Consider the following 11,562-nt stretch of genomic DNA (forward strand, 5'->3'; position numbering starts at 1 on the left):
GAGCATCCGTGAAGATCCTAGGATGGGGACATGACAACCGATGACGCTGTGAACACCCTCCTCGATGCCCGACGGCTGCAGGGCCTCCTGACCGACCGGAGCGATCGTGTGATCGCCCGATACTCCTCCCTCGACGCCGAGGGCAGTTCCTACATCACCCACCTCGCCGACATCAGCGGCGAGAGCCCGCGACGCATCACCCGCGGCCATCAGTCCATCGGCCCTGCCGCGCTCAGCGACAGCGGAACGATCCTCTTTGCGGCCAAACGCACCGGAACCGACGGCAAAGACTCCGAGAGTCCGAGCCTGTGGGCGCTGCCTCGGACGGGGGAAGCCCGCAAGCTCGCAGACCACGAAGGCGGATTCTCCCGAATCGAACTCGAGGCCGAGACCCTCGTCGTCCAGGTCCCCGTCCACACCTGGGCCGAGAACGAAGACGAACATCAGACCCTCAGCCGAGAACGCCGAGAGGCCAAGGTCAGCGGCATCCTGCACTCCGGGTTCCCCATCCGCCGCTGGGACCATGACCTCGGCCCGGGCCGCGAGACCCTCGCGGTCGCCGACCTGAGAACGATCCCCGATGACTTCGACGAGGAACTCGTCCCGAACTCGTCTTCCAGCGGCGAGGGATCGCCCACCGCTGAACCCGCGGCGCTGAACTTCCGCCATCTCTGGCTGCCGCCCGGCCGCCTCGTCGACTGGGCCGTCGATGAGGCGGCGCATTTCGTCCTCGTCCAGGTCGAGAAGCCGATCCCCGGACAGCTCGAGGCCAGCGAGATCTGGCAGATCGACCTGCACGGACACATCGCAGCCCGTCGACTGATCGACGCCGCCGCCGATCACGCCTACGGCATCGACGCCATCAGCCCCGACGGCACCCGGGCCCTACTCACGCGCGAGCAGTTCTGGACATCGACGCAGAACCTGTCCGCGACGCTCGAGGTCCTCGACCTCGAATCGGGATCGCTGAGCCCTGTGTGGCCCGATGCCGACCACTGGTTCGACCCCATCTGGGCCGACGACTCGACGATCGTGGCCGCCGCGGACGACCACGGTCGCGGCAGCGTCTTCATCGGCGACGTCAACGACGATCAGCCTCGGCGACTGGTGGGCGGTGCCGGGCAGAAATATGCGTTCTCGGGACTGCAGCTGCAGGGTCTGTCGGTCGTGGCGACCGCCTCGGCGATCGACGTCGCACCGCTGCCCATCGCCATCGACCTGGTCTCGGGCCAGATCAGTGAGCTCGCGAACCCCGCGACCGTCATCGACGAATACGGTCCCCTCGCCGAGGTGGCCGCCGAGGGTGACGACGGCACCGCGGTGCGCGCCTGGTTGGCCCTGCCCGACGGGGAGGGACCGTTCCCGCTCGTCGTCTTCGCCCACGGCGGCCCCTGGGGATCGTGGAACTCCTGGACGTACCGGTGGAATCCGGGACCGTTCACCGCCGCCGGATACGCGGTGCTGCTGCCGGATCCGGCGATCTCGACCGGCTACGGCCAGTCGATGATCGACCGCGGCCAGCAGGAGTTGGGCGGCGCGCCGTTCACAGACATCCTCGCGTTGGCGGACGCGGCGGTCGCACGGCCCGACATCGATGCCGAGGCCACCGCTCTGGCCGGCGGGTCCTACGGCGGGTACATGGCCAACTGGGTGGCCGGGCACACGAGCGAACGGTTCAACTGCATCGTCACCCACGCCTCCCTGTGGAACACCACGTCGATGGGTCGGACCACGGACAACGCCTCCTGGGACGTGGCCATGCGGAAGCAGTCGGGGACATACTCGCCGCACCTGTTCGCCGACCGGATCGAGGTTCCGATGCTCGTCATCCACGGCGACAAGGACTACCGTGTGCCGATCGGACAGGGTCAGGAACTCTGGTACGACCTGCTGAGCCGGTCGAAGACGCCATTGGACGAGAACGGACTCACCCAGCACCGCTTCCTCTACTTCCCCGACGAGGGCCACTGGGTGGCCGGTCGCGGCAACGCAGAGGTCTGGTACCGCACAGTGCTGGCCTTCCTCGACAAGCACGTCCTCGGCATCGACGCCGAGCGTGCCCGCACCCTCGGATGAGGGCGTCGGTCACGACTGCCTGACGTCGGTCGGCCACTTCGCGCCGTTGGCCCAGTACGCTGAGATCTCGGTCAGATCCCGGTCCTTGGTCTCGGGCGCGAAGCGGAAGACGAAGAGGAACGCCAGCACGGTCAGCACGCCGAAGACGCCGAAGACGCCGGCGCCACCGATGAGGTCGAGCAGGTTGGGGAAGAACTGCGCCACGATCGCATTGGCCACGAGGTCGGAGGTCAGCATCAGTGAGGCGCCCAGCGCCCGATACTTCGAGGGGAAGGTCTCACCCGCGTAGACCCACACGAGAGAGCCGAATCCGAAGGTGTAGCCCATGGTGAAGGCGATGATGCCGATGACTCCGACGATCGTGCCCCACTGGGTGCTGCCGGCCTCCCCGCCGAGGGTGAAGACGAGCACGAGCACGAGTGTCGAGACGATCATGATGCCGATTCCCGTCAGCAGCACCGGACGGCGGCCGAGGCGGTCGACGATGAACATCGACACGATGACGGCGACGAGGGCGAAGGTCTGCACGATGGCGGGTATGCCCAGGAGCGAACCGTAGCCTTCGAATCCCATCGACTCGAAGATCGACGGGGCGTAGTAGATGGTGGCGTTGATGCCGGTGATCTGGATGAAGAAGCCCAGGCCGATGACGAACATCGTGGCCTTGAGCAGATGCCCCCGGAACATGTCGACGAGGCGGCCGCTGTCCTGCTGGAGCTCGCTCCTGATCAGTGTGATCTCATGGTCGATGTCGCGATCGGGTTCGAGGGCGACGAGAGCGGTCGCGGCCTCGTCCTCCCGGCCCTTGAGCATGAGCCAGTGCGGAGTCTCGCGGGTCCGCAGCAGCAGGATGAGGACGATGAGCGCGGGCAAGGCCGCCAGTCCCAGCATCAGTCTCCAGGACTCGATGAGGGCCAGGCCCCAGCACACGAGGTAGCCGGCGACGATGCCGATCACCGTGGTGACCTGGTAGGCCACGAGCAGTCCGCCGCGCACGTTCGTCGGTGACGATTCGGCGATGAAGACCGGCACGACGGCCAGGGCGATGCCGATCGAGACTCCCAGGAGCAGACGCGCCAGCAGCAGGGTCAGATAGCCGGGGGCCAGTCCGGAGATCACGGAGAAGAGGATGTAGCCGGCCGCGATGACGAACATCGTCTTCTTGCGGCCAATGCGATTCGACAGGGAACCGCCGAAGAGGGCACCGATGATCTGACCGATGACGACGGCGGTCGCGAGCCCGCCGAGCTCGGCATTGCCCAGTCCGAGGTCGGTCTCGAGGAAGAGCAGTGCGCCGGCGATGTTGGAGATGTCGTAGCCGTAGGTGATGCCGAGGGCGATCGCGGCGAAGGCGACGATGATGACAAGCCTGGGTGCTCGTCTGAGGTCGGTGAGAAAAGCCATGCAGCTGCTCCTTCGTCAGAGTGGCTCGAGATTGTGACGCACCGGGTTGCGGTGCGAATATGTGGTGCACATTACACGCAAACGCACTTGAATACTATCTGTCAAGCGAAAAATATGCCATGATGATGATTGAATAATCCGCAATGCAATCAGGAGTGTGATCGATGTCGGTCCTTGGTGAGTTCATGGCACAGGAGCTGCGAAGCCAGCCGGAGACGTGGGAGAGGACCCTGAACGTCGACTTCCCCGCCTCGGCGCTGCCACAGGACGGAGAGCGGATCGCGGTCATCGGCTGCGGATCCTCCTGGTTCGGCGGTCAGGTGTTCGCCTCACTGAGGGAGACGCTGGGCAGAGGCGAAACCGATGCCTTCACCGCCAGCGAGTTCCCCGCCCATCGCGACTACGACCGCATCATCGCCATCTCCCGGTCCGGCACCACCACCGAGGTCGTCGACGCACTCGAACGCCTCGGTGCAAGCACCCCGGTCACCGCCCTCGTCGGCGCCGTCGACTCGCCGATCGCCACGCGCGCCACTGACGCCGTCGCACTCGACTTCGCCGATGAGCGCTCCGTCGTCCAAACCAGGTTCGCCACCTCGGTGATCGCCGCCATGCGCTCCTGGCTGGGTCAGACAGATCAGATGGAGACCGCGATCCGGGACGCGGAGTCCGTCTTGGCCGGCGTCTCACCGGACTTCTCCGCAGCCGAGGCGAACGTCATCGACGAGGAGCTCATCGCCGCCGAGCAGTTCAGCTTCCTGGGCCTCGGGTGGACATGGGGCCTGGCGAACGAGGCCGCGCTGAAGCTGCGTGAATCCGCGCAGGCCTGGACAGAGTCGTACTCGTCGATGGAATACCGCCACGGCCCCATCGCCATCGCCGCCCCCGGCCGGGTGACCTGGCAGATCGGTGACGTCCCGGCGGGATTGCGGGAACAGGTCGAGGCCACCGGCGCACGATTCCTCGCATCCGACCGCGATCCGCTGGCCGAGCTCGTGCGTGTCCACGCACTCGCACTCGTCAGGGCCCGTCGGCTGGGCGTCGACCCCGACCGTCCGCGCTCCCTGAGCCGCTCCGTGGTCCTGGACGGATGACCTCGCGCGCAGAGATCCTCGCCGTCGCCGAAGGGCTGAGCCTCGGGGCCGGGCCCGCGGCGCTCGCCGTCGACGTCGGCGGCACCGGCATGAAGGCCGCACTGTTCGACGCGGGAGGGCGCATCGTCGACGCCCGGACGGCTCCGACCCCGGAGTGCACACACAGCGCTGCGACGGAGGTCATGGACGTCATCGCCGGCTTCCACTCCGCCTTCGCCGACGAACATCGGGACCATCCCGTCACCGAGGCGGCCGTGGTCATCCCCGGGATCGTCGACGAGGCCAGCGGCATCGGAATCCTGTCAGCCAACCTCGGGTGGCGCAACGTCGCCTTCCGAGAGCTGCTGAACGAGAGGCTGAACCTGGACGTGACCCTCTCCCATGACGTGCGGGCGGCCGGGAGGGCCGAATTCGACCTGGTCGAGGACACTCCCGCCGATGCGGTGATGATCACCATCGGCACCGGCATCGCTGCGGCCATCCGCGTCGGCGGTCGGCTGATCTCATCCGGCGGCTACGCGGGAGAGGTGGGCTTCACCGAGGTCGCCGTCGACACCGCCGAGGGCCTGTTCCGCGGACCGATCGAGCACATCGCCTCGGCGTCGTCGATCGCCAAACGATATTCGCAGCGCAGCGGGACCGAGGTCGCCGGTTCACTCGACGTCCTCGACGCAGTGCATGCCGGCGACCCGATCGCCCATCAGGTGTTCGCCGAGGCGGTCGAGGCACTGGCGGCGATGTGTGCACAGATCGCCGCGGTCGTGGCACCGGCGACGATCGTGCTCGGCGGCGGTCTGAGCGGGGCCGACGAGCTGCTCGACGGAGTCGCGGCGGGACTGGAGTCCCGTTTGGACGTCCACCGGATGCCGAGCGTCCGCCGCGCAGGACTGGGTCCCGTGGCCGGGCTCATCGGTGCCGGTCTGCTGACCAGGGATGTGGCATGACCGGCGGCGACACGTCGCGCGTCGGTGCTGTCGTTGACACGGCGCGCGTCGACACCGTCCGCGACACGGCCGACGATCCGCATGAGCGGCCTGCACCCGACGTGATCACCGTGACGCTCAGCCCCGCCCGGGACATCACCATCTCCACGCAGCACCTGGACCCGGGCCGCTCGCACCGGATCGACCCCGCAGCGGGCAGGCTCGGGGGCAAGGGGATCAACGTGGCCAGGGTGCTCGCAAGCATCGGCACCGCCGCCTACGTACAGGGTCCCGTCTCCCGCGAACACTGGCCCGAATCCGACGGCAGACGGTGCGCGGACAGCTCGACCGACATCGAACCGGTGTGGGACCTGACCCCGAGCTCGACGCGACTGCGCTGCAGCTATGCCGTCGTCGAGGAATCGGGACGCGCCACCGTGCTCAACGAACGAGCCCCGGCACAGACGCCCACGGTCTGGACGGCACTGACCGAGACCATCATGCGGCGCCTGCGCGAGACGTCTGTGTCCGTTCTCGTGATCTCGGGCTCCACCCCCGCAGACTGCCCGGACGACTTCCACGCGGGGCTCGTGGGGGCCGCACACGCGGCCGGAGTCAGCGTCATCGTCGACACCTCCGGCCCCGCACTGCTCACCGCCGCACGAGCGGGCGCCGACTGGGTCAAACCCAACGACGAGGAGCTGAAGGAGCTGTTCGCACACGAGGATGCGACCACCTCGGCGAGGGAACTCGTCGGACTGGGCGCCCACCGCGTCCTCGTCTCCCGCGGTGAGGCCGGCATGGTCCTCGTCGACGGGAACGGCACTCGATGGAGTGCGCGACTGCGGCGGGTCCTGCGGGGCAATCCCACCGGGGCGGGCGACGCAGCGGTGGCGGCCCTGGCTCATCACCTGGTCGAATCACCCGACTCGGGGTGGATGAGCGAGGGTTCCGTCCGCGACATGGTCGCGCTCTCGGCCTCCGCGGTCCTCATGCCCCAAGCCGGCCGGATCCACCCCGACTGGAAGAACCTGAGAACAGACGTCAGCTTGGAGCGAGCATGACCAGAGCCACCACGATCGACCTTCTGAGAACAGCCGACGCGGCTCTCGGAGCCTTCAACGTCATCCACCTCGAGTCGGCCGAGGCGATCGCCACCGGGGCGGAACGGGCGGGAGAGCCGGTGATCATGCAGATCTCCGAGAACTGCGTGCGCTATCACGGCAGCCTGGCTCCGATCGCTCACGCCACGATGGCCATCGCGGAATCCGCGCGCGTGCCGATCGCCGTCCACCTCGACCACGCGAGAGACACCGAGCTCGTCCACGAGGCCATCGGTCTCGGCTTCGACTCCGTGATGTACGACGGCGCGCACCTGAGCGTCGACGAGAACCGCGCCACCACCGCCGAGGTCGTCCGCCGTGCCCATGCCCGCGGAGTCGGCGTCGAGGCGGAGCTGGGCGAGATCGGCGGCAAGGACGGGGCGCACGCCCCCGGGGTGCGCACCGACCCGCGGGAAGCCGCGGACTTCGTCGCCGCCACGGGGGTCGACGCTCTGGCCGTGGCGGTCGGCAGCTCGCACGCGATGGTCGAGCGGACCAGCAGGCTCGACCTCGACCTCATCGCCGAGCTCGCCGCGACGCTGCCGGTGCCGCTGGTGCTGCACGGGTCCTCCGGTCTCGCCGACGACGAGATCCGCCGAGCGGTGGCGGCGGGCATGGCCAAGATCAACATCTCCACCCACCTCAACAAGGTCTTCACCGCCTCCGTGCGCGCAGTCCTGAGGGACCATCCCGAACTGGTCGACTCACGGAAGTACATCGCAAGCGCCCGGGAGGAATTCGCGAGCGAGTCGGCACGCCTGATCCGGACTCTGGCCGCCGCCGATTCTTGCCATTGCCCCGGTGAGGACCGAGACTGACCCTATGAGCACCCGTGAGGACCGTCTCGACTCGATCCTGTCGAAACTCGACCGGACGGGCACCGTCGGCGTCGAGGCGCTGAGCCAGGAGCTGGAGGTCTCCGTGGCCACGATCCGCCGCGACCTCGATCTGCTCGAGCGGCGACGCCTCGTCGAACGCACCCACGGCGGGGCCACACGACGGGCCGTCGACTACGACCTGTCGCTGCGCTACAAGGAAGCGGCGGCGACCGAGGCGAAGGCGGCGATCGCCCGGGCGGCGGTCGACCGGATCATCCCCGGATCGGTCGTCGGGCTCTCCGGGGGAACGACCACCTTCATGGTCGCCGACGCACTGAGCCAACGAGACGACCTGCTCCACGACCTCACCGTCGTCACCAACGCCGTCGACATCGCCAACAAGCTCGCCGTCCACCCCGACATCAAGGTGATCGTGTGCGGTGGCGTCATCAACACCTCGAGCTTCGAACTCGTCGGAACCTTCGTCGATTCGGTGCTGCGCAGCATCTGGCTGGACCTGGCATTCGTCGGCGTCCACGCATTCACCGCTGCGAACGGGGGACTGACGGCCAATGAGGACGAAGCCTACGTCAACCGCCTCATGGCCGAACGCGCCGAGCAGGCCGTCGTCGTCGCCGACTCCTCGAAGTACGGCAGACGCTCCTTCGCCGGCGTCGGCGGCACCGAGGTGTTCCAGGCGATCATCACCGACTCCCACCTCGGGTCGGACGCCCACGCCGAGCTGAGGCAGGCCGGCTACGACGTCGAACTGGCGCAGATGCAGGAGAGGGTCTGAATACGGTGAATGGGAACAGCGACACGATGTCCGCGGACACGGCCCGAGCGGATTCGATCATCCACAACGCCGTCATCCTCGATGACGACCCGCGCCGCTTCACCGCGGAGCTCGCCGACGACTGGCTCGCCGAAGCGGGGGGAGTCGTCATCGCACGCGGCCGCGGTGCGGGCTGGCAGGGCCTGACCACCTCGGCGAAGGCGCGGATCATCGACGCAGGGGGAGCGTACCTGGCCCCGGCCTACGTCGACATCCACTGTCACGGGGCCGGCGGATCCAGCGCCGAGGACGGGGAGGCCGGACTCGCCGAGGCGCTCGCGGTCCACCGCAGTCACGGAACCCGAGCGCTCGCCCTGTCTTACGTCTCGGACACCATCGACGGCCTGTGCACCTCCCTGACCACGGGAGCCCGGCTGACCCGTGACCACTCGGCCGTGCTCGGGCTGCACGCCGAGGGCCCCTTCCTGTCCCCGGACTTCAAGGGCGCACACGCACCCGAGGTGCTCACCGCCCCCACGCCCGAAGCGGTCGACTCGATCCTCGCAGCCGCCGACGGACGCCTGGCCCAGATCACGATCGCCCCGGAACTGCCCGGCGCGCTCGACGCCATCGAACGATTCACCTCGGCGGGGGTGAGCGTGGCAGTCGGACACACGGCGGCCGGCTACGAGGAGGCTGTCCGGGCCTTCGACGCGGGGGCGAGCATCCTCACCCACACGTTCAACGCGATGCCCGGAATCCACCACCGGGCTCCCGGACCGATCCTCGCCGCCGTCGACGCCGGACATGTCACGCTCGAACTCATCGACGACGGGGTGCACGTGGCGGCCCCGGCCGCACGGATGCTGGCGACACTGGTGCCGGACAGGATCGCACTGATCACCGATGCCATGGCCGCCACGGGGATGGCCGACGGGCGCTACATGCTCGGGTCCCTGCCTGTGCAGGTGGAGGAGACCGTGGCACGACTGCTGAACGAGGACGGCTCGACCGGGTCCATCGCCGGTTCGACCCTGACCATGGACGATGCTGTGATGAGGGCCGTGACCGAGGTGGGCATGAGCCCCCTCGAAGCGGTCCGGGCAGCGAGCCTCGTGCCGCTGCGGGCACTGGGTCTCGTCGCAGCCGAGGAACACAGGCTGCTGCGGGCCGGAGCGCCCGCCGACTACCTGCTGCTGGGTGAGGACATGAGCATCCGCGACCGTGACTGAGCACGGTCCGGAAGAACATGGCACGATAGGGGGCATGGATGCACTGCTCCTCATCGACACCGACGACGCCAGCTTCACCTCCGACGACACCGCCGAGACCTTGGGCGACATCGTCGGCCGCACTCGCGCGGTCGGCGGCGTGCTCATCTTCGCCTCGACCAAGGACGAACTCGCCGAGGTCGACGATGAGGACCTGTCCGTCTTCGGTCCCGACGAGGAGGACCTCGTGCTGCGTTCGGAGAGCCCCGACGTCTTCGACGGCATCGGCGATCTGGCCCCGGGACTGCACGACATGGCGGTCGACCGGATCGTCATCGCCGGCGGCGACGCGGAACCGGGCTCCGTCTGGGCCTCGGCGATGGCAGGCCTCGTCTGCAACTTCGACATCATCATCCTCTCCGACGCGGTCATCGACCCCGACGGCCGACCGGTGACCTGGATGGGCGCGGCCGAAGAGGCCGGCGCCATGGTCAAGGCGACCGCCGACACCTGGCTGAGGATGTGAGCCCTCAGCCCCGGGCCGTTCAGAACAGCATCGGGGGAAGGGCGTCCTCGAACTCGAGCAGCCAGCGTTTCGTCTCGAGGCTCGTCCCCGGCAGACCACCGGAGTATCCGCCCAGTCCGTCACTGCGCACCACTCTGTGGCAGGGCACGATGATCGGGATCGGATTGAGCCCCATGATCCCGCCGACGGCGCGGGCGGGAATGCCGGTTCCGCTGCGCCCGGCGAGCTCACCATAGGTGATGGTAGTGCCGCGCTCGACCGTTTCGGCGAGTGTGGTCAGCACCGTCCTGGCGATATCGGAGACCCCCTGGAGTTCGATCGTCAGATCGAAAACAGTGAGACTGCCGTCGAAATACCTGTGGAGCTGGTCAGCGGCCTCTGCCAGCAGTCGTTCTGACGTCGCGGCCGGTGATGCGCCTGCAGTCTCACAGGAGGCGGCAATGGCGGTGGCGGTCTCGGAGCTTCTGCCGGCCCATTCGACGCGAAGGACAGCCCGGTCACTGGCCGACACGGTGATCGAGCCGACAGGGGTGCTCACAGTCGTCGATTCCCGAGGGGCCCCGGCTCGATCCTGCTGCGGCCCATCGGCGCCCTTCACCATGCATCTCCTTCGAATTCCGACCACCATAGCCGACGAGAGGCCCTCCGACTCGTCTGCACGAGCCCTGGAGGGCCTCTCTCAGTTTCCGGGAGTCATAGCCGAGTTCCCAGATTTCGGATCACTCGTCTTCGTCGGTGATCTCACTCTCGTAGGCGTCGGGGTTCTTCTTCAGCCACTCGGTGATGGCCTTCTCGCCCTCGTCCTCGTATTCGTTGACGACCAGGTCCTCGAGGTCACCGTACTGAGCATCATCGAGCTTGATCTTGCTGACGTAGTCGGCGGCGTCGGAGAATTCATCACTGAAGCCCTTGGTGGCTGTGAAGTGAAGCTTCTCGGGATCACCCATGGCACCCTTCGGATCCTTGAGGTCCTTGACCGGGTAGGCGTTGTTCGCCCAGAACGGACGCCACAGTGTGACGACGATGTCTTCTTCGGCGTCGGTGGCGTTGCCGAGCTCGGTGAGCATGGCCGCAGTCGAGGAGGTGACGAGTTCGTACTCCTTGTCCAAGCCGTATTCGGGGAGCATCGAATCTTTGGTGGTCTTGGTCAGGCCCGCACCGGGCTCGATGCCGATGATCTCTCCGTTGAAGCGGTCTGCCTGTCCCTTGAGATCCTCGATCGAGTTGACGTCGTCCATGTATTTCGGCACCGCGATGGTGAGCACTGCGTTGTCGTAGTAGGCGCCGACGTCTTCGAGCTTGTCGCCGTACTCGTCCATGTATTGCTTGTGCGTGACCTCGGGCCACGACGAGGGGTACATGTCGACATCGCCGTTGGCGACACCGGCATAGAGGACAGCAGCATCGGCGAAGGTTTCTGTCTCGACGTCGTATCCCATCTTTCCGAGCTGGTCTTCGAGCAGCAGAGAGATGCTCTGACCGTCGGTCCAGCCGGTGACATAGCCGAGCTTGATGGTGCCCTTGTCTCCGCCGCCTCCTTCGTCATTCGAGGCCTCCTGCGAACAACCGGTCAGGGCCAGGCCGAGAGCTGCCACTCCGGCGACGAATGTTGTGAGGAATCTATTTTTCATG

The 11,562-nt window shown here is 67.3% G+C and carries 11 protein-coding genes; 8 read left to right on the forward strand and 3 right to left on the reverse strand.

The features are described 5' to 3' along the window. The first annotated feature begins 30 nt into the window (after window positions 1-30). On the forward strand, window positions 31-2,076 hold the full coding sequence (locus BKA07_RS04325) for a S9 family peptidase (protein WP_167949808.1): 2,046 nt from the start codon (window positions 31-33) through the stop codon (window positions 2,074-2,076). A 9-nt stretch (window positions 2,077-2,085) separates the two neighbouring features. On the opposite strand, the gene BKA07_RS04330 is transcribed toward BKA07_RS04325, so the two are convergent. After that, window positions 2,086-3,480, reverse strand: coding sequence for a sugar porter family MFS transporter (locus BKA07_RS04330; RefSeq protein WP_167949809.1), 1,395 nt, complete (start codon window positions 3,478-3,480; stop codon window positions 2,086-2,088). Window positions 3,481-3,644: 164 nt separating this feature from the next. Between BKA07_RS04330 and BKA07_RS04335 the strand changes: the two genes are divergently transcribed. The 7 genes from BKA07_RS04335 to BKA07_RS04365 are packed head-to-tail and all read left to right on the forward strand — an operon-like array spanning window position 3,645 to window position 9,930. After that, window positions 3,645-4,574, forward strand: coding sequence for an SIS domain-containing protein (locus BKA07_RS04335; protein ID WP_167949810.1), 930 nt, complete (start codon window positions 3,645-3,647; stop codon window positions 4,572-4,574). After that, complete coding sequence (locus BKA07_RS04340; RefSeq protein WP_167949811.1) at window positions 4,571-5,518, forward strand: ROK family protein; 948 nt, start codon at window positions 4,571-4,573, stop codon at window positions 5,516-5,518. Before BKA07_RS04335 ends, BKA07_RS04340 begins: the two co-directional genes overlap by 4 nt. Further along, the gene (locus BKA07_RS04345; protein WP_167949812.1) at window positions 5,515-6,561 is read left to right on the forward strand and encodes a 1-phosphofructokinase family hexose kinase; all 1,047 of its coding nucleotides are present in this window, start codon (window positions 5,515-5,517) and stop codon (window positions 6,559-6,561) included. Before BKA07_RS04340 ends, BKA07_RS04345 begins: the two co-directional genes overlap by 4 nt. Beyond that, complete coding sequence (locus BKA07_RS04350; protein ID WP_167949813.1) at window positions 6,558-7,418, forward strand: class II fructose-bisphosphate aldolase; 861 nt, start codon at window positions 6,558-6,560, stop codon at window positions 7,416-7,418. The genes BKA07_RS04345 and BKA07_RS04350 overlap by 4 nt, the downstream gene beginning before the upstream one ends. A 4-nt stretch (window positions 7,419-7,422) precedes the next feature. Beyond that, window positions 7,423-8,214, forward strand: coding sequence for a DeoR/GlpR family DNA-binding transcription regulator (locus BKA07_RS04355; RefSeq protein WP_167949814.1), 792 nt, complete (start codon window positions 7,423-7,425; stop codon window positions 8,212-8,214). A gap of 5 nt (window positions 8,215-8,219) precedes the next feature. Further along, the gene (locus BKA07_RS04360) at window positions 8,220-9,425 is read left to right on the forward strand and encodes an N-acetylglucosamine-6-phosphate deacetylase (protein ID WP_342448991.1); all 1,206 of its coding nucleotides are present in this window, start codon (window positions 8,220-8,222) and stop codon (window positions 9,423-9,425) included. Between the two features lie 34 nt (window positions 9,426-9,459). Beyond that, a complete protein-coding gene (locus BKA07_RS04365) occupies window positions 9,460-9,930 on the forward strand; it encodes a cysteine hydrolase family protein (protein WP_167949815.1) in 471 nt (156 codons plus the stop codon). Window positions 9,931-9,949: 19 nt separating this feature from the next. Here BKA07_RS04365 and BKA07_RS04370 read toward each other — a convergent pair whose 3' ends face one another. Both BKA07_RS04370 and BKA07_RS04375 read right to left on the reverse strand, forming a co-directional pair. After that, window positions 9,950-10,531 (reverse strand): methylated-DNA--[protein]-cysteine S-methyltransferase, encoded by a 582-nt coding sequence (locus tag BKA07_RS04370; RefSeq protein ID WP_167949816.1) that lies wholly within the window; start codon window positions 10,529-10,531, stop codon window positions 9,950-9,952. Window positions 10,532-10,649: 118 nt separating this feature from the next. Then, window positions 10,650-11,561: a glycine betaine ABC transporter substrate-binding protein gene (locus BKA07_RS04375; protein ID WP_167949817.1), complete on the reverse strand. Its 912-nt coding sequence runs from the start codon at window positions 11,559-11,561 to the stop codon at window positions 10,650-10,652. Window position 11,562: the final 1 nt, after the last annotated feature.

The organism is Brevibacterium marinum (assembly GCF_011927955.1).
GTDB lineage: Bacteria > Actinomycetota > Actinomycetes > Actinomycetales > Brevibacteriaceae > Brevibacterium > Brevibacterium marinum.